General features: G+C 61.4%; 22 protein-coding genes. 12 read left to right on the top strand and 10 right to left on the bottom strand.

Annotated features, from left to right (window positions below; all coding sequences use genetic code 11):
- The coding region (locus IIY41_RS12750) for a sensor histidine kinase (RefSeq protein WP_287401048.1) at positions 1-516 on the top strand (516 nt) is incomplete at its 5' end.
- Here IIY41_RS12750 and IIY41_RS12745 read toward each other — a convergent pair.
- The 8 genes from IIY41_RS12745 to IIY41_RS12710 form a co-directional block, all read right to left on the bottom strand.
- Positions 467-1336 (bottom strand): stage II sporulation protein R, encoded by an 870-nt coding sequence (locus IIY41_RS12745; RefSeq protein WP_117461419.1) that lies wholly within the window; start codon positions 1334-1336, stop codon positions 467-469. The genes IIY41_RS12750 and IIY41_RS12745 overlap by 50 nt on opposite strands.
- Before the next feature lie 109 nt (positions 1337-1445).
- Positions 1446-2795, bottom strand: coding sequence for a magnesium transporter (gene mgtE / locus IIY41_RS12740; protein ID WP_009325159.1), 1350 nt, complete (start codon positions 2793-2795; stop codon positions 1446-1448).
- 79 nt (positions 2796-2874) lie between these two features.
- Complete coding sequence (locus tag IIY41_RS12735) at positions 2875-3693, bottom strand: hypothetical protein (protein ID WP_287401045.1); 819 nt, start codon at positions 3691-3693, stop codon at positions 2875-2877.
- Positions 3694-3735: 42 nt separating this feature from the next.
- Entirely contained in the window at positions 3736-4608 is an 873-nt protein-coding gene (gene ispE / locus IIY41_RS12730; protein ID WP_055081317.1) for a 4-(cytidine 5'-diphospho)-2-C-methyl-D-erythritol kinase, read from the bottom strand.
- Between the two features lie 15 nt (positions 4609-4623).
- Entirely contained in the window at positions 4624-4827 is a 204-nt protein-coding gene (locus tag IIY41_RS12725) for a hypothetical protein (RefSeq protein WP_278886349.1), read from the bottom strand.
- A 16-nt stretch (positions 4828-4843) separates the two neighbouring features.
- Positions 4844-5989: a DUF362 domain-containing protein gene (locus tag IIY41_RS12720; RefSeq protein ID WP_278886350.1), complete on the bottom strand. Its 1146-nt coding sequence runs from the start codon at positions 5987-5989 to the stop codon at positions 4844-4846.
- A gap of 3 nt (positions 5990-5992) precedes the next feature.
- Complete coding sequence (locus tag IIY41_RS12715) at positions 5993-7162, bottom strand: pyridoxal phosphate-dependent aminotransferase (protein WP_117461415.1); 1170 nt, start codon at positions 7160-7162, stop codon at positions 5993-5995.
- Positions 7162-7635: an Lrp/AsnC family transcriptional regulator gene (locus IIY41_RS12710; protein WP_009325165.1), complete on the bottom strand. Its 474-nt coding sequence runs from the start codon at positions 7633-7635 to the stop codon at positions 7162-7164. The genes IIY41_RS12715 and IIY41_RS12710 overlap by 1 nt, the downstream gene beginning before the upstream one ends.
- Before the next feature lie 272 nt (positions 7636-7907).
- On the opposite strand from IIY41_RS12710, the gene IIY41_RS12705 reads away from it, so the two are divergent.
- The 9 genes from IIY41_RS12705 to IIY41_RS12665 all read left to right on the top strand — a co-directional run bounded on the left by IIY41_RS12705 (position 7908) and on the right by IIY41_RS12665 (position 15580).
- The gene (locus tag IIY41_RS12705) at positions 7908-8177 is read left to right on the top strand and encodes an ACT domain-containing protein (RefSeq protein ID WP_009325166.1); all 270 of its coding nucleotides are present in this window, start codon (positions 7908-7910) and stop codon (positions 8175-8177) included.
- 15 nt (positions 8178-8192) lie between these two features.
- Positions 8193-9554: a PFL family protein gene (locus IIY41_RS12700; protein ID WP_055081319.1), complete on the top strand. Its 1362-nt coding sequence runs from the start codon at positions 8193-8195 to the stop codon at positions 9552-9554.
- Between the two features lie 492 nt (positions 9555-10046).
- A complete protein-coding gene (locus IIY41_RS12695) occupies positions 10047-10541 on the top strand; it encodes a helix-turn-helix domain-containing protein (protein WP_009325168.1) in 495 nt (164 codons plus the stop codon).
- Between the two features lie 178 nt (positions 10542-10719).
- Positions 10720-10935 carry a DUF378 domain-containing protein gene (locus IIY41_RS12690; RefSeq protein ID WP_009325169.1) on the top strand — a complete coding sequence of 72 codons (216 nt, stop codon included), beginning with the start codon at positions 10720-10722 and terminating at the stop codon, positions 10933-10935.
- Between the two features lie 263 nt (positions 10936-11198).
- On the top strand, positions 11199-11624 hold the full coding sequence (tsaE, locus tag IIY41_RS12685) for a tRNA (adenosine(37)-N6)-threonylcarbamoyltransferase complex ATPase subunit type 1 TsaE (protein WP_117472595.1): 426 nt from the start codon (positions 11199-11201) through the stop codon (positions 11622-11624).
- Positions 11621-12313: a tRNA (adenosine(37)-N6)-threonylcarbamoyltransferase complex dimerization subunit type 1 TsaB gene (gene tsaB / locus IIY41_RS12680; RefSeq protein ID WP_009325171.1), complete on the top strand. Its 693-nt coding sequence runs from the start codon at positions 11621-11623 to the stop codon at positions 12311-12313. The genes tsaE and tsaB overlap by 4 nt, the downstream gene beginning before the upstream one ends.
- A gap of 62 nt (positions 12314-12375) precedes the next feature.
- The gene (gene rpiB, locus IIY41_RS12675; RefSeq protein WP_009325172.1) at positions 12376-12822 is read left to right on the top strand and encodes a ribose 5-phosphate isomerase B; all 447 of its coding nucleotides are present in this window, start codon (positions 12376-12378) and stop codon (positions 12820-12822) included.
- Positions 12823-12873: 51 nt separating this feature from the next.
- The gene (gene upp, locus IIY41_RS12670) at positions 12874-13503 is read left to right on the top strand and encodes a uracil phosphoribosyltransferase (protein WP_119981223.1); all 630 of its coding nucleotides are present in this window, start codon (positions 12874-12876) and stop codon (positions 13501-13503) included.
- Between the two features lie 52 nt (positions 13504-13555).
- On the top strand, positions 13556-15580 hold the full coding sequence (locus tag IIY41_RS12665; protein WP_287401037.1) for a hypothetical protein: 2025 nt from the start codon (positions 13556-13558) through the stop codon (positions 15578-15580).
- Between the two features lie 242 nt (positions 15581-15822).
- On the opposite strand, the gene IIY41_RS12660 is transcribed toward IIY41_RS12665, so the two are convergent.
- Entirely contained in the window at positions 15823-16185 is a 363-nt protein-coding gene (locus IIY41_RS12660; protein WP_009325175.1) for a hypothetical protein, read from the bottom strand.
- Between the two features lie 241 nt (positions 16186-16426).
- Here IIY41_RS12660 and IIY41_RS12655 point away from each other — a divergent pair, with 241 nt between their 5' ends.
- Complete coding sequence (locus IIY41_RS12655) at positions 16427-16633, top strand: helix-turn-helix domain-containing protein (RefSeq protein ID WP_009325176.1); 207 nt, start codon at positions 16427-16429, stop codon at positions 16631-16633.
- Positions 16634-16685: 52 nt separating this feature from the next.
- Here IIY41_RS12655 and IIY41_RS12650 read toward each other — a convergent pair whose 3' ends face one another.
- Complete coding sequence (locus IIY41_RS12650; RefSeq protein WP_009325177.1) at positions 16686-16904, bottom strand: hypothetical protein; 219 nt, start codon at positions 16902-16904, stop codon at positions 16686-16688.
- A gap of 411 nt (positions 16905-17315) precedes the next feature.
- Here IIY41_RS12650 and IIY41_RS12645 point away from each other — a divergent pair, with 411 nt between their 5' ends.
- Entirely contained in the window at positions 17316-18029 is a 714-nt protein-coding gene (locus IIY41_RS12645) for a M15 family metallopeptidase (protein WP_050004723.1), read from the top strand.
- The last annotated feature ends 209 nt before the right edge of the window (positions 18030-18238 follow it).

Here is an 18238-nt window from a genome sequence, read left to right as displayed (position 1 = left end):
CTCTGCACCGCACCGCCCCACCCGCGGCCGGTGTGCGTTACAGCGCTGGCCGCGGCCTACGTCAGCGGCGCGGCGGGTGTGTGCCGCAGCGCGGTGTTCGTGCCCGAATGGCCCCGGGCGCCTCTGTGGGCCATGGGAGATGCGCGGCTGTTTGCCGCCGCACTGGGCAATTTGCTGGCCAACGCGGTGCAGTATGGCGGCGAGCGGCCCGCAATATCCGTGCGTGCGGCGCGGCGCGGGGAAACGCTGCTTCTCACTGTGGCCGACAACGGCCCGGGATGCGCGCCCTCCGCCGGGGACCGCGGCCTGGGCCTTGGGCTTGAGGTTGCACGGCGCTATGCCCGCGCCTACGGCGGCCGCCTGCTGGCAGGCAGCGCGCCGGAGCGCGGCGCGTGCTTTTCCCTGTGCCTGCCGCTGTGCCCGCCCGGCGCCGCCCCCAGCGTGCCCGACTATATGGCCGACCGCTTCAGTCCGCTGTACGTGCAGCTTGCGCCTGTGTGCGATCTGCCGTTGTGACCGTCCGCCCGCCGGAATGCTCCGTCCCGGCGCGGGAGGCGGTCTCTTTTTTGTCCGCCCGCCGCGCGTCCTGTTCCGCCCCGTCCGGCTCCTCTTGTGCTTCGTCGTCCTGTTCCGCCTGCCCGTCCGCCTCGGCCAGCGTCCGCACCCCCTGGCCGGACAGGCTTTCCTTCAGCCCCTCCAGCCATTCCACAGCCGCAAAGCCGACCTTATAAGAACTGCATACAGCCTGCTGCTCCGCACCGGAATAAGCCGACATGTCCTGCCCGCCGTCGGATGTTGCCGCGGGAACGCACATGGGCGGAAACAGCACGCAGAACCAGTTTTTCCCGGCATGCGCGCCGATCTCCACCCGCACGGCGTCGTAGCGCCCGGCGGGCAGCGTGAAGCCGTCATATTCCCGAGTGGAAAAATACATATTCTCCAGCCGAACCGCTACAGGGTAGCTGTATCCGCGGGCACGCACCGTGCGCTGGGCCACAGCGCGGATGGCCTCCAGATCCGCCCCGGCGGCGCGCAGCGCCCCTTCCTTTGTCCGTTCGGCAGCGAACATGCCGCCCTCCGCCTGAAGGATCGCATCCCGCACCGCCAGCTTCAGTTCCTGGTCCGCCTCTGAATCGGAGTTGGCCAATATATGCAAGCGCAGCGTATCCTCCCGTACACCCGCACATGCGGCAGAAAACCGGGTAAAGCTGCTCAGGCTCAGCGCCAGCGCCAGCCCCAGCAGGACGGAAAGCTCCCACCGGCCCCGGCGCCCCATGCGGGCAAGGCGTCCGCCCAGCGCCGCGCGCAGTGTCTTGCATTTTTTAAGTAATCTCATCGGTATTCACACTCCCTATGGCCGAAGTGTGGACAGACCTTACGCCAATTATTCCCAGCATTCCCGCAAAACAAAGATTTCACATTTTTACGGCGGCTTTTCCGGCGCGTCACAGCGGCAGCAGCCGGTGCGCCACGGCAAAATAGATCACAAGCGACACCGCGTCCACAATGGTGGTGATGAGCGGCGAGGCCATGATGGCCGGGTCCATCCGGCAGGCCTTTGCAATGAGCGGCAGCACGCCGCCGATGGTTTTTGCCACGATCACGGTGCACAGCATCGTCAGCGCCACAGTGAGGGCCACCATCTCGCTGCCGGGATAGGTGAGGATCAGCCGAACAAAATTCACCGCGCTGAGCACCACGCCCACCAGCAGGCTGACACGCAGCTCCTTCCACAGCACCCGGGGAAAATCCCGCAGGGTAATCTCGTTCACCGCAAGGCCGCGGATGACCAGCGTGCTGCTCTGGCTGCCCGCGTTGCCGCCGGTATCCGTAAGCATGGGAATAAACGTGACGAGCAGCGGCATCGCGGCAATGGCCGCCTCATACCGACCCAGGATACCGCCTGTGATCATGCCGGAGATCATCAGCACCAGCAGCCATACGATGCGGTGCCTTGCCAGGGAAAACACGCCCGTTTTCAGATACGGCTTCTCCGATGGGGCCATGGCGGCCATCTTCTCGAAGTCCTCGGTGGCCTCCTGCTCCATAACGTCCACCGCGTCATCCACGGTAACGATGCCCACCAAACGTCCTTCCGCGTCTACCACGGGCAGCGACAGGAAGCCGTACCGCTGCAGCAGCCGCACGGCCTCCTCCTGGTCCGTCCCGGTGGCGACGGAGATGACGCCGTCCTCCATCACATCGCTGACGAGCTGGCTGTCCCGCGCCAGCAGCAGGCTGCGCACCGTCACCACGCCCAGCAGCCTGCGGCGGGGGCCAACCACATAGCAGGTGTAGACGGTCTCCCGGTCCTCTCCGGTGCGGCGGATGTGCTCAATGGCCTGCTCCACCGTCATCGTGGGGCGCAGATCTGTAAATTCCGCCGTCATAATGCTGCCGGCGGAATGCTCGGGATACTTGAGGAACTGGTTGATCAGGCCGCGCATCTCCGGTGTGGCGTTCTTCAGGATGCGCTTGACCACATTGGCGGGCATGTCCTCCAGCATATCCACCGCGTCGTCCACGTACAGGTCCTCCACGATGACGGCCAATTCCGCATCCGTCGCCGCAGCGACGATGAGCTGCTGCATCTCCGGCTCCAGCTCTGCGAACACGTCGGCCGCCACGCCCTTGGGCAGCGTGCGGAAAGCCAGCACGGCCTCCTCACCGTTCAGCAGTCCCAGAAATTCTGCAATATCCACTTCGTTCAGCTCCAGCAGGGCCTCGCGCAGAGCCTTAAAGGAACGTTTTTTCAGCAGCGCCTCCAGCGCTGCAAAATCATACTGCCGATCCATTTGTGTTTCCTCCTTCTTCCTGTGTGTCGGAGGACGAACACGGGGTGCCTGCCCGGACAAAAAGCCGCGGAAGCAGGCATCAGAGGCCCGCCGCCGCGGCAAACAAAACCAAAACACGCAAATGCGGGCGTGCAGCGCGCACAGCCCGCTCTGCGCCCCGAAAAAGAGCGTCAGAAAACAGGCCCGAAGCGCCCTGCGGCCGCCGGTGGTGTCTGATCCGGTTGTCTGCCGGGCAATCCCATACTTCGTCCAACGGGTTCCAAAGACGCTTCCTCCTTTGCCGTTTCAATTTGCGCGGCAGCACAGCGCCCCGCGCCACTCTATTGTACGATGCCCGGCCCGGATTTGCAACCCCTTTGGGCGCGGTCCGGCGTCTGCCGCAAAGCGGCCCCGTCCGGCGCACTGCCGGACGGGGCCGCTGCTCCGCTCTCACCGCATTGTTTTTTCCGTCTATCATCGCCACCTTGGATGTCCGGCCCATCCATGCGTAATATCTGCGCCAGTCCTCCAGAGATTGCAGCGGGATATCTTCGCCGCGTACAAGGATATGCTCCGCCACCTGCTCCGGCTTCAGCGCGCAGTCGTGCTCCCGTCCGTTTTCCAAGATGACGAACCCCGCCATCACGTCCACATCCACACCGCGGATGGTGAATTCCAGGAAGCAGCGCGTCCTATACTGTGCGTTCGGGTCGGACGGGGCCGGCGCGCCCAGCAGCAGCATCGCCTGCTTCAGCTTTTCCACATCCGTTTCACAGACCATCAGGTCAATGTCGCGGAACACGCCCGTTTTCCCCTTAAAATACAGCAGCAGGGAACCGCCCACGGCCCAGGTGACGCCGCTTTGGTTCAGCGCCCGCGCAATATCGGCCAATACATCCAGCTTGCGTTCTGTTTCCATGGCACAGCGCCTCCTGTTTTTCGGTCCCACAGCGCTTAATCCTCATCCGCGCCCCACGACGCGCGCACCTTTCGCCTCCGGCCGCAGCACCCAGCACTGTGGGTAAACCCGCAGCAGCGCCGCTTTCGCGGCCTGGGCCGGGGCCTCGTCTGCAAACACGCCGAACACCGCCGCCCCGCTGCCCGTCATCAGCGCTGCCGACGCGCCGTGGGCGCGCAGCGTTTCGCAGATGGGCTTTGTCGCGGCGCTGGCGCTGGAATATTCCAGCGCGTTCTTCATCTGCGCGCACAGGCCCGCCAAATCGCCCCGTGCGATGGCGGCCGCCGCAGCCGCGCTGTCCGGACGCACGTCGGTACCAATGCGGTCGTACCTTGCATATGCCTGCGGCGTGGAAATGCCGCCCGCGGGCATACATACCGTAAAAAAGCAGGGCGGGCAGGGCTTCAGCGGCTCCAGGATATCGCCCACACCGGTAACCCGGGCCGTGCCGCCCACAATGGAAAACGGCACGTCCGCGCCCACCTGCGCGCCCAGCGCGCACAGCTCTGCCGCGGAAAGGCGCGCGCCGTACAGCTCGTTCAGCCCCACCAGAACGGCGGCGGCGTCGGCGCTGCCGCCCGCCATGCCCGCGCGCACGGGCACATGCTTTTCCACCGTGATGGCCGCGCCCGCCAGGAGGCCCGTGCCGTGGAAAAACGCCAGCGCCGCTTTATAGGCGGTGTTGTGCTCGTTGGCCGGCACGCGGGAGCCGGGCAGCGAAAGCGAAAGTCCCCTGCTTCTGCGCAAAGTGACGCGCTCCCGCAGGCTGACAGCCTGCATGATCATATCCAGCGTGTGATATCCGTCCGGCCGGGTCCCCGTCACGTCCAGCGTGAGATTCAGCTTTGCGGGTGCAAGCACGGTGACGCTGCGCATGAAAACGACCTCCCTTTACCGCTGTTCCAGCAGTTCAATGATCCTGAAAATCCCCAACAGCACCATCCCCGCAAAAAAGCAGGCGAGGAAAAGCAGCGGCTCTCTGTAACTCCAGTCGAACAGCATGCCGCCCAAAAAGCACTGCAGCAGAGATACGGCCGCCAGCGTGAGCAGCAGGAGCGCCGAAAGCAAAACAGCTGTTGAAATTCCTTTTTTCATTTCTGCCTCTTTCCGTCTACAGATTGAATATCCCAGCCCGCTTCACATCGATGGCCTTTGCGGGGCACATCTCGTGGCAGCAAAAACAGCGGATGCAGGCCCTCGGCACGATATGCGCCTTTCCGTTTTCCACTGTGATGGTGTGCCCTGGGCATATCTCGGCGCACTTGCCGCAGCCGATGCATTTGCTCCGGTGGATCTTCGGGCGCGGGGCAAGCCACTTTTCCACGCCCGGAACGGCCCAGCGCAGCGCCCGGGGCGCCTTGTCGGCAAAGCTGATGTCTGCAAAGCCCGCGGGCAGTTTATAGTCCGCTACGGGCGCTGCCGCCTGCGTGTCGCCGCGCAGCAGCGCTTCCTCCAGTGCCGCCTCGCACAAGCCGCGGGCATGGGCGGCGGCAAGGTACGGCACCCGCATCGCGGGCATCCCCATCAGGCGGCACACAGCAAGGTCCACCGCATACGCGTCCTCCCCGCCCAGCACCAGCCCCAGCGCCCGGGGCGTGCCGCCCGCGGGGCCGTCGCCCTCCATGGCCAGCACGCCGTCGGCAATGATAAGCTGCGGCCGCACGGTCTCGCACAGGTCCACCAGCATTTCTCCAAACGGCTCCTTTTCCGGGAAGCGCATATGGAATTCGGCTTTCTGCAGGCCCGGCACCGTGCCGAACAGATTTTTCACCGCGCAGGACATGCCCGTCATCACATGGGTCTTGAACTTGGGCAGGTCGATGATGAAATCCGCCTCCAGAACGGGGCGCAGCAGGCTGAACTCCTTCACCCGCACGCCGTCCGTTTTACGCGGCGCTGCCTCGCACGCCGTGTAGGCCAGCGCGCCGTGGCGCTCGCACACCGCCAGCAGGCCGCTGGCCTTATAGATGCTCTTCATCACAGCGGGGTTGTACAGCCCGCCGGGGGAATCCGCCACGGTGATACTTTCAACGCCACGCCGCCGCAGCGCCGCACACACGGCGTCCAGCACGGCGGGGTGGGTGGTGACGGCCTTTTCGGGCGCGTGTTTCGCCACCAGGTTCGGCTTCACAAGCACGCGGCTGCGCGGGCCCAGCGCCCGGGCGGCCGCGCTTTGGGCAAAAATGTCCTCCACGGCCGCGGCCAGCGCCGCGGACGCATAGTCCGGCACGGAATAACAATGTACTTCCTTCCCCATCGCTTACACGCCCAGCTCCTGCAAAAACAGCTCGATGCGGTGCAGCGCCTCGGACAAATGGCCGATGGAATACGAATAGCTGATGCGCACATGCCCTTCGCCGGAATCGCCGAAGGCGTTGCCCGGCACCACGGCTACCTTTTTGCCGAACAGCAGCTTTTCGCAGAAATCCTCGCTGGAAAGGCCCGTTTTCCGAATGGAGGGAAAGGCATAAAACGCCCCCTCCGGCTCGAAGCAGTCCAGGCCCATGCGGTTCAGGCTGCTCACGAGGAAGCGGCGACGCATGTCATACTCGCTGCGCATGGCCTCGATATCCGCGTCGCAGCGGCGCAGAGCCGTCACGGCCGCGTACTGGCTGGTGGTGGGCGCGCACATGATGGCGGACTGGTGGATCTTCGTCATTACCTTGATGATCGGCTCCGGCCCGCAGGCATAGCCCAGACGCCAGCCCGTCATGGCATAGGCCTTGGAAAAACCGTTCACCACAACGGTGCGTTCCTTCATGCCCGGCAGCGAGGCGATGCTCACATGGCGCTCGCCGCCGTAGGTCAGCTCGGCATAGATCTCATCCGACAGAACGATGATGTCCTTATCCCGCAGCAGCGCCGCGATGGGTTCCAGGTCCTCCCGGCGCATCACGGCCCCCGTGGGATTGCACGGGAACGGGAAGATGATGAGCTTTGTGCGCGGCGTGATGGCCGCCTCCAACTCCTGCGCCGTCAGCTTAAAGCCGTTTTCAGCTTTCAGCGGCAGCGGCACGGGCACGCCGCCCGTCAGCGTGGTGATGGGGTAATAGCAGACAAAGCACGGCTCCGGGATGATGACCTCGTCGCCGGGGTTCACCAGCGCGCGGATGCACATATCGATGGCCTCGGAGCCGCCCACGGTAACGACGGTTTCCCCGGGCGTGTAGGAAAGGCCCATGCGGCGGGAAAGGTAATTGCAGGTCTCTTCCCGCAGCTCCGCCAGGCCCGAATTGCTCGTGTACCAGGTGCGCCCTTTTTCCAGGCTGCGGATGCCCGCGTCGCGCACCGTCCAGGGCGTTTTAAAATCCGGCTCGCCCACGCCCAGCGAGATGCAGTCCTTCATCTCGGCCGCAATGTCAAAAAATTTGCGGATGCCCGAGGGACGCATGTCGCGCGCGGCGGCGGAAATGATCTTTGCATAATCCATCACAGCAGCTCCCGTTCGTCGGTGGGTTCCAGGCCGTACAGCACGCCGTCTTTTTTATAGGTGCGCAGCACGAAATGCGTGGCCGTGCTCAGCACGTCGTCCAGCGGGCTCAGCCGCTTTGCCACGAACAATGCAATGTCCTGAAAGCTCTTGCCGCTCATCACCAGCGAAAGGTCGTACCCGCCGCTCATCAGCATCACGCTGTCCACCTCGTCAAAGCGGGCGATGTTGGCCGCAACCTCGTCAAAGCCGCAGTCCCGCTTGGGCGAAACGCGCAGCTCGATGATGGCCTGCACCCGGTCGGCTCCGGCCTTGTCCCAGTCGATCAGCGCCTTATAGCCGTTGATGACGTGGGCCTGCTGGTACGCGTCGATCTGCTTCGCCACCTCCTCGGGCGTGCTCTCCACCATCGTGGCGATATCCTCAAGGCTGATACGGGCGTTTTCCTCCAGGATCTTGAGTATCTTTTCCATGGATGTTCCCCTCTTTCTTCGCTGTACATCTCGCCTCTTCATTTATGAGGCGATATTTATTAGGCGATATTAGGTACATTATAGTAAATCCGGCGCCGAAAGTAAACATCCGCACAAAACACACCGCGCACGGAGCCGGGATTTCGGCGGTTTCGGCTCTTTTCCCCGGCGGATTTTTTTGTTATACTGGTAAAACAGACCGCGGGCCGGACGGGCCCGCCTGCGGACGCCGCGCCCCGACGGCGCGGGCACAACGGAGGAGAGGGAATAAAATGGAAGCTGTTATCACTGTCGTGGGCAACGACAAAGTAGGCATTCTTGCACAGGTATGCACCGCGTGCGCCGAGGCCAATGTAAACGTGGAGGAAGTGACGCAGCGCATCCTGCGCGGCACCTTCGCCATGATCATGCTGGTGGATGTGTCCAGCTGCTCGATGGATTTTACGGCCTTTGCAGAGAAGATGAAGCAGAAGGGCGACGAGCTGGGCGTGGATGTGCGCTGCACCCGGCAGGAAATCTATGACGCCATGCACCGTATTTAAGGAGATGGAGCGCATATGTTGAACACGAACGATATTCTCGAGACCATCCAGATGATCACGGACGAGCATCTGGACGTGCGCACCGTGACCATGGGCATCTCCCTGCTGGACTGTGCGGACCCGGACGGCCGAAAAGCCTGCGAAAAGATCTACCGCAAGATCACCGAAAAAGCAAAGGACCTTGTCAAAACAGCCGAGGACATCTCAGCCACCTACGGCATGCCCATCGTAAACAAGCGCATCTCGGTAACGCCCATCGCCATGCTGCTGGCCAGCGCGCCGGACGCAGACCCGGTGTGGTATGCCAAAACGCTGGACGCTGCGGCCAAGGCCGTGGGCGTCAACTTCATCGGCGGCTACTCGGCGCTGGTGCACAAGGGCTTTTCCGCCGGGGACGAGCGGCTCATCCGCAGCATCCCGGAGGCGCTGGCCTGCACGGACTACGTCTGCAGCAGCATCAACGTCGGCTCCACCAAGAGCGGCATCAACATGGACGCCGTCAAGATGATGGGGCCCGTCATCAAGGAAGCCGCGGCGCGCACGCAGGACAAAATGTGCGCGGGCGCGGCAAAGCTTGTCGTATTCTGCAACGCGCCGGAGGACAACCCCTTCATGGCGGGCGCGTTCCACGGCCCGGGCGAGCCGGACTGCGTTATCCACGTGGGCGTCTCCGGCCCGGGCGCGGTGCGTGCGGCGCTGGCCCAGCTGCCCAAGGACGCTTCGCTGGACACCGTGGCCGAGCTGATCAAACGCACGGCATTCAAAATCACACGCATGGGCCAGCTTGTGGGCAACCTTGCCAGCGAGCGGCTGGGCGTGCCCTTCGGCATCGTGGACCTTTCACTTGCGCCCACGCCCGCGCCCGGCGATTCCGTGGCGAATATTCTGGAGGAGATTGGGCTGGAGAGCTGCGGCTGCTGCGGCACGACGGCCACGCTGGCCATGCTGAACGACGCGGTAAAAAAGGGCGGCGTGATGGCCTCGAACCACGTGGGCGGGCTTTCCGGCGCGTTCATCCCCGTGTCCGAGGACGACGGCATGATCAAAGCCGTGGAGCGCGGCAGCCTGTCCATTGAAAAGCTGGAAGCCATGACGGCCGTGTGCAGCGTGGGCATCGACATGGTCGTCATCCCGGGTGAGACGGACGCCGCCGTCATCTCGGCGCTCATCGCGGACGAGGCCGCCATCGGCATGGTGAACACCAAAACGACGGCCGTGCGCGTCATCCCGGCCATCGGCTGCAAGGAGGGCGACGTGCTGGACTTCGGCGGCCTTTTGGGCTATGCGCCCATCCTGCCCGTGAGCACGTTCTCGCCGTCGGTGTTCGTCAACCGCGGCGGACGCATCCCCGCTCCGCTGCAGGCGCTGAAAAACTGAACTTTCTCTGTGCCGCCCCTCTGCGGGGCGGCTTTTTTTATAAAAATGCAGCTTGCACATTCGGCACTGGGATGATACTCTTTAAACAGGTAATAACTCCAAATCTTGTGAAAGAAAGTTCAATTGAAAAGCAGAGAAACTGGTTGCAGCTTGTCAGAAAAGCTGCCTGCGAACAGGGCCTTTCGTCCCGTTCACCGCGCACAGCGGCCTTCGGCGGTCGCTTCGCTCTATACTGGCCCTGCGGGACGTCGCGGGGTTATTTTAAATGAAAAAGTGGCGTCTAAGCGCTAAGAGCCGCGCTTTCAGCGCGGTTGTCCGCAGGGGAGGCTTCGCACCGCTCCGACACGCGCCCGCGGGCGCGGTCACCATCCCTTTTTCAGGCTTTTCCCCAGATGCTTCTTTGCCTTTTTCGACATTCTGATAGGTTGTTCGCTATCTGCGGGATAGAATTCTCATGGACACCGTGGTACTCTAATGCCGGAGGGGATTCTCATGGATCAAGTAAAAATCGGAAAATTCATTGCTGAACTTCGCCGACGGGCCGGACTTACACAGGAAGCCCTTGGCGAAAAAATTGGAGTTACCAACAAAACCATCTCCCGTTGGGAAAACGGAGATTATATGCCGAACATTGAAATGCTTCAGCTTCTCGCTGAGGAATTCAGTATCAGTATCAGCGAAATTCTGGCCGGGGAAAAATTTTCCGATGAAGAATCTCGTCATAAAGCAGACGAAAATGCAATCGCAACAACAAGTACAAGCGCCTTTTCGTTGAAAGAAAGAAAAACATTTTTCAAAAAGAAATGGCGCAGGGAACATTTTTCTCTTTTTGCTGTCCTGGCTTTGATTTTGATTGCCGCCGTCGTATTTCCCCTGGTATTTCACAAACCATGGCTTCTCGGTATAGCACCTTTGGTCGCGCTCGTTGAATACGGCTTTCAAAACAACCGAATGATGGTCTATGTCGAAAAATGCCTATATAAATGAAAGCGGCGCAGCTGTTCCCAGTTCGTGGAACAGCACGGAAGTGCCGCCGCCCCGCTTTCCTTTCGGCCGAACAGCCCCCGGAACGCACCAATCACGCAAAAGGACGCGCCGCACAGGGCACGGCGCGCATATTTTCCCTTTTTGCCGCTCAAACTAAGCGCAGAAAGGATGTGTTCCCATGAATATCTTCTATAAGATCTGCGTTATTCTCATCATCATCGGCGGCATCAACTGGGGCCTCATCGGCCTGTTCAGCTTCGACGCCGTGGCTTGGCTGCTGGGCGGCAGCGCAAGTTTGCTCTCCCGCGCGGTATATACCGTGGTTGGTATCGCCGCGCTGTGCGCCATTCCCAGCCTGTTCGGCAGCGAGCCGCAGGCGCGCCGGGCGGAATAACGCCCCGCGCGTTTCCCCTCTCTTCCGGCCGTCCGGTGCGCCGCGTTCACAAAACGCGTTTTCGGGCGGCCCCTCTCCACGGCAGCGGGCCTCCGCTGCCGTTTTTTGTCGTTCCAATTTCTCCGAAAGCCCCTCCCGGGCGGGATTTCCAGTCCATATCGTGCGCCGCGCACTTTACAGAAACCCCACTTTTGGTATATAATATGCTATAAATGCGCGCACCTGCGCGCACTTTGATACAAACAGCATGCAGGAGGCGCGCCATGGCGGTATACGAAACAGGCAGCAGAGCCGAAACGGCAGCGCTGGGCGAGCGCCTGGCCAAGGCGCTGCACAGCGGCTCTCTGGTGCTGTTTACCGGAGGGCTCGGCGCGGGGAAAACAGCCTTCTGCGAGGGCATCGCCCGCGGGCTGGGCTGCACCGACGAGGTCTCCAGCCCCACGTTCGCCATCGTGAACGTATACCGCGGCCCTCAGCCCTTCGCCCATTTTGACATGTACCGTATCTCCACCATGGAGGACCTTCAGGCAACGGGCTTTTTTGATTATCTGGACGACGGCGCGGTGGTTGCCGCAGAGTGGAGCGAAAACGTCGCGCCGCTCGTGGCGGGCGAACCCGCTGTTCATGTGGACATCGCAGTGCTGGACGAACACCGCCGCCGCATCACCATCGAGGGGGCTCAGCTTTGACGATCTTTGGCCTGGATTCTGCGGGAAAGACCGCCGGCATTGCCATACTGCGGGACAGCCGGCTGATTTATGAATGTTATCTGGCTACGGGCCATACACACAGCGAAACGCTGCTTTGCCTGTGCAAAAACGCCTTTGACGCCGCAGGGCTTTCTCCCGCGGAAATAGACGTGTTCGCCGCCGCTGCCGGGCCGGGCAGCTTCACGGGCCTTCGCATCGGGCTGGCTGCCGTCAAGGGACTTGCTTTCCCACACGACACGCCCTGCGCCGCTGTCTCCACACTGGAGGCGCTGGCATACAGCGCGGCTGTGGAAGGCACGCTGCTGTGCGCGCTGGATGCGCGTCGGGGCGAGGTGTACTGGGCCGGTTTTTTCGCCGCGGACGGTGCGGTGGAGCGCTTATGCCCGGACGAGAGCGCGCCCGCCGCTTCCCTGCGCGGGTTTGTGGAAAGCGCGCGGGAGCCGGTGTGGCTGCTGGGCGACGGCGCGCAGCTGGTGGACGAGGCGCTGAACGGCACGGGCAAGACCCGCCTGTATCCCGAAGCCTACCGCCTGGGCCGCGCCGGCGGCGTGTGCCGGGCTGCGCTGGCAGCGGGTGAAACGGTGCCCGCTGCACAGCTTATCCCCGATTACCACCGCCTTTCGCAGGCGGAGCGGGAACGGGCGGCGCGTCTGCAGGCCGCGCCCTGACCGCGCAAAAGATAAAAAACATACCGCGCCGGCTTGCGCCCGCGGACAAGGAGTTGTATCATATGGAGAAACCCGTTGCACTGGGCGCCGACCACGGCGGTTTTGCCCTGAAGGAGGCCGTCCGGGCGCACCTGGACGAACGCGGCGTGCCCTACGTTGATTACGGCACGCACAGCGAAGCATCCGTTGATTATCCCGATATGGCCGTGCCTCCCTGCGAGGCCGTTGTGCGCGGCGAATGCGCCTGTGCATTGCTGTTCTGCGGCACGGGCGTGGGCATCAGCATGGCGGCCAACAAGCTGGACGGAATCCGCGCCTGCTGCTGCAGCGACGCTTTCAGCGCCAAATACACACGCCTGCACAACGACGCCAACGCCCTTTGTCTGGGCGGGCGCGTTGTCGGCCCGGGCCTTGCCTGCGAACTGGTGGACCTGTTTCTGGACACCCCCTTCGAAGGCGGCCGCCATGCGGGCCGCGTCGCCAAGATATCCGCGCTGGAGCAGCGCTGACATACACGCCGAGCCATCCCGGAAAGCCGAACATAAAGGAGACTGAAAACAATGAGCAAAACAATGATCATGGACCATCCCCTTGTACAGCATAAGGTAAGCCTGCTGCGCAACAAAAACACCGGCACCAAAGAATTCAAGGAGCTTGTGTGCGAGCTTGCCACACTGCTGTGCTATGAGGCCACGCGGGATCTGCCCACCGAAGAGGTGGAGATCGAGACGCCCATCGCTGTGGCAAAGACGCGCATGCTGTCCGGCCGCAAACTGGCGCTGGTACCGATCCTTCGCGCGGGGCTGGGCATGGTGGACGGCATGCTGGCGCTCATCCCGGCCGCTAAAGTCGGGCATATCGGCATGTACCGCAACGAAGAGACGCTGGAGCCTGTGGAATACTACTGCAAGCTGCCCGATGATATCGCCGAGCGCGAAGTCATCGTTCTGGACCCGATGCTCGCCACCGGCGGCAGCGCCGTAGACGCCATCACGCAAATCAAAAAGCGCGGTGCAAAGAGCATCAAGTTCATTGGCATCATCGCTGCGCCCGAAGGCATGCAGCGCCTGCAGGAGGCGCATTCCGACGTGGACATCTATGTGGCCGCGATGGATGAAAAGCTGAACGAGAACGGCTACATCGTGCCGGGTCTCGGCGATGCGGGCGACCGCATTTTCGGCACAAAATAAAACGTTCCCTCCCGCGATGCGGGGATGAACGCTCTATGAGTGGAGCTATGATATGGCAAGACGAGAACTGAGACGAAAAATCACCGCGACGGTGCTCACGGTAACTGCGCTGTGCTGCCTTTTGGGCGTGTGCGCGTGGCTGCTGCTGGGCAGCAATGTGTTCAGCGACACCATCCGCATCATGATGCTGGTATGCACCGTGGTGCTGGGTGTCGCCACCATTGGCTTGCTGGTGGCCAAGGTACAGGAAATCCGTGCGCTGAGGGAGATCATCCGCAGCGAAGACGCCCAGCAGCAGAGCGAGGCCGAAACGCCTCGCCCGGAGCTGGCCCCCCTGCAGACACTGGACCATACCACCATCGAGCTTCCGCCGCTGCCGGACATCCCGGCGCCGGCTGCACAGCCCGCGCCCAAGCAGGCCAAGCAGCAGCCGAAAACCAAGCAGGGCCGCAGCAAAAAACGCGGCCATGCAATGGAGCAGCCTGCTGCTGAGACTATGGCCCCGGCGCAGCCCGTGCTGCAGCCCATTGAGGTGGTGCCCCCCACGCCCGTCGCCCCGCCGCGCCCTGTACAGCAAGCGCCGCAGCCCGAACAGCCGTCCGTTGAACGCAAGTGGAAGCCCATTGATTTCAACGCCGCCATGCAGCAGCGCCTGGCCGAAGAAGCCGCCGCACGCCAGCGCGCCATAGAGGCCGCGCGGCGCGCCGAAGAAGCACGTTTGGCGGAAGAGGCCCGCCGCGCCGAAGAAGCACGTTTGGCGGAAGAGGCCCGCCGCGCCGAGGAAGCACGTTTGGCGGAAGAGGCCCGCCGCGCCGAGGAAGCGCGTTTGGCGGAAGAAGCCCGCCGTGCCGAGGAAGCGCGTTTGGCGGAAGAGGTTCACCAGGCCGAGGAAGCACAGGCCGCATCGGCTCAGACGGGCCCCGTCGCAGAGGGCCCCACAGAGGACGCTGCGCCTGCATCTGTGACTGCTGGGCAGACGGACGCGGATGCAATCCCTCTCTCCTGGGACGAGCCTTCGGCTGAGATATCCTTCTCCATTCCGGAGGAACCCGCGCCGCAGCCTGTGGCCGAGGTTTCTTTCTCTATTCCCGCAGAGCCGGAACTTCAGCCTGCCGCACAAGCGGTTCCGGAAGCACAGGCGCAGCCAGCGCCTGTGCTTCCGGAACCGACGGCGGACACTGAGGCCGCCCGCCGCGCAGAAGCGAACGCCATGCGCCTGCAAGCCGCCCGCCATGCACAGGAAGCCCGCCGCTCTGCCGAGAGCCGTGCCGCCGAAGAGGCTCAGCTTGCTGCTGTTGCGCGCCAGGCTGAAGAAGCACGTCTGGCTCAGGAGGCGCAGCGAGCTCAGGCATCCCAGACTGCTCAGCCCGCACCTCAGGCGGTACCTTCTCAATGCGCTCCCCAGCCGTCGAAAGCCGAACAGCCCGGTACAAACCAGTGGGTAGCATGGACGCCCATCCAGTTTGATATTCCTGCTGAACCGGTACCGCAGCAGCTTGCTGCGCCTACGCCAGAAACCACCTGGACGGCTGCAGCACCCAATGCCGCCTTCAATGAACCCGCGCGTGCCGCACAGGCCGCTCCGGCACAGGAAAAGGCTCCGCGCAAAGAAAAACGCGGTTTTCTGGGCCTGTTCGGCCGGCGTAAGCAGCAACCTGCGCCCCAACCGGAAGCAGAGCCGGTTCCGGCGCCTGTGCAGGTTCCCGCGCCTCCCCCTCAGCCGGCACCCACGCCGCAGCCCACCGTGCAGCAGCCCGAGGGCGACCAGCGCGTAAAGCTGAATGTGAAGCCGATCTCCTGGCCTGCGCCGCCTCCGCCTTCACGCAACTTTGTGCATCCGCCCCGCTCTACGATGCCGTTTACAGCCATCACACAGGAGCAGATCCAGCAGGCGCAAGCCGTACAGCGGCAAACCGCGCCTGCGGCAGTGCGGGAAGCTTCGCCGCAGACCGTTGCTGCTCCCGCTCAGCAGCCCACACAGCAAACCGGCGCTACAGTTCCTCCTGTTCAGCAGCCCGCTGCACCAAAGGCTTCTCCCGTACAGACGGGTTCTCCCACGCCGTACTGGCAGGAGTAACGCAGCCTCACGGGAATTGGCGGGAAATACAGCTGTTATTGCCGCAAACAGATTTTAACCAACACAAAACGCCTCCGGGACCACGACAGGTCCCGGAGGCGTTTTTGGCTTTTGGCATCCCATCGCTGCGGCATCTAAATATTCTTCCGAGTTTCCCATCCGCATTCGCCACGCAGTGCATACCCCGCTGCGCGAGACCGCTTGCGGTAGAATGAGCCCCGGAAAAACATCCGTTTTTCCGTTCATCCGCCTTGTCCCGCCTCATCTTGTATTGCCGGGGATGCGATCTGCTCTCTGCGGACCGCATACACCAAACGCCAGACGCCGTTCTCCAGCCGCCACAGCACCCGCACAGACTCACGCCTGCCGGAGCCTCCGGTGCGCACCGCTGTGGCACATACCGCATATTTCGGAGCGGAAAGCATCTGATAACTGTAAAGCCAATTTCCGTCCCCTTTTTCCATTCCCACCATTGTTTGGAATTGCTTCTCTATGTGTGCCAATCCCGGCGGCGCCGGGCAGCAGACAGCACGCTCCAGCATCGCGCCGCTCACCGTGCAGCACAGCGCCAGCGCCGCAGCAAGACCCACAAACCGCTGTTTCACATATCAGCCCTCCTCCCGGACAGGCTCTCCGAGCTGCTTCTCACAGCCCTTGCACAGGCTCCATCCGTCTCAATCTTCAAGTACGGGCCCGGGAGCCGAAACGGCATCGTCCGCGCGCTTCTAAAATACCCCTCAGTCAACTCCTGCCGGACCTTTTTGTGTATTCTGCGTTCATTATACTCAATATATTTAGTATAGTCAATGATTTGAGTATGATAAAGTGAAGCAAGAGGTGGGGGGAATGATCAGCTACGAGCCGTTTTACCGCACGCTGTACCGGAAAAACATCACAGAATACCAGTTGATCTTCAAGCACGGCGTTTCGGCCAATACCCTGCACCGCATGAAGCACGGCGAGACCATCACGCTGAAAACACTGGATACCCTGTGCTTTATTTTGGATTGCCCGGTGTCGGATGTGATTGAATACCGCAGGGACGGAGAATAACAAAAGAGGCGCGCCTGTAAAGGCACGCCTCTTTTGTCTGTTTCACACGTTTTCAGCTGATGGCTTCGTAAACGCGCTGCAGTTCTTTTTCGTTTTCGCTCACAAGCATCACCGGATGCGTATAATCCAGGCTCATCAGCCCCAGAATACTTTTCGCGTCGGCAATGCTGCCCTTTCCATCGTGCACACCGATCTCATCCACACAATGGGTCGCGGCATTCATGATGTTTTTAACCTCTGTGAAGTTTGAAATTTTGATTTGCTTTACCATAACGCTTTTCCTTTCTGTAACAAACAGGCTCTTGCCCGTGCCGTAAGGTGTCCCATCTAATTTATGGAACGCTTCCCCTATCCTTACATTTGGCATTATAGCACAAATTTATACGTTTGTCTTGTGAAAATCTACCAATGCTGGTACTTTGTTTCTTCTTTCTCACTATTCAACAAATCTACATTTTCGAAGAAGCTGCTTTTGTACATATTTTCAATTATTTCTTTTATAATAGGAGATTTTTGGAATCGTTTCCAGACGGAAAATCGCCATTTTATTCTTGTTTTTACCGTCAAAAAAGCGTTTAGATTTTTGGCTTTACATAAATTGTATTTTACATCCCATATTTACAGTGCTAAAATATAGGAGCGAAAAACACATAAATGATATACGGCAAGGAAGATGATGAAAATGGCTGGCATCAATTTTTACGCTCCGGTACCGCGCGTGCGCAGCGAAAGTCTGCCCGCCTGTCCCCGTCCCCGGGATAACGGCGAATCCCTGGTGCGCATCGACGGGCTGGACGCGCGTATCCGCTATGCAGCCAGCTACCGGGCAGCAGGCATCGCCTGTGCGCCGCAAGGCTGTTGGGTACGCGAGGGGGTCGTGCCGCTGCTGCAGCAGGCGCTTGGCCTTCTGCCGGAGGACTATAGCCTGCTGATTTTCGACGCTTATCGTCCGCTGGCTGTACAGCAGGCGCTGTACGAGGAGTATTCTGCCCTGGTGCGCCGCAGCCATCCTGAATATACGCCGGAGCAGCTTGCCGCCGCAGTGGACGACTTTGTTGCGCTGCCCCACCCCAACCCTGCCCGGCCGGCTCCTCATGCCACCGGCGGCGCACTGGATCTGACGCTTTGCTATCGGGGCAGGCCGCTGCCTATGGGCACAGAGTTCGACGATTTTACGAATCTTGCCCAAACCGCATATTTCGAGACCAACGGAATGGCCGGAGAGGCGGAAGCCTTCCGCAACACACGGCGGCTCCTCTATAATATGATGACCGCCGCGGGTTTTGTGAATTACAGCGAGGAGTGGTGGCATTACAGCTATGGCGACCGTCTGTGGGCCCGCACCTTCGGCAAAACGCCCATTTACGGTTTATGTGACGAAAAAAACGTGGAGTAGGGGATGTTTGAAACAGAGGAAAGACTGTATTTCCCGCAAAAATCGAGCGGTTACAAGGCAAAAATCCTCGGAATACCTGCTGTATTCCGAGGATTTTCAGCGCAGTAAACGCCGATTCCTGTTGGGGAAGACAACTTTTTTGATTTTTCAAGCAGCCCCTGGCCTCCCAACATACAGAACGCCCCGGAACGGCAGTCCGTTCCGGGGCG

Source organism: Ruthenibacterium sp., from assembly GCF_017421385.1.
Lineage (GTDB): Bacteria > Bacillota > Clostridia > Oscillospirales > Ruminococcaceae > Ruthenibacterium > Ruthenibacterium lactatiformans.
The sequence above is the reverse complement of the archived record's forward strand: the minus strand, read 5'-3'. Positions and strand labels throughout refer to the sequence as shown.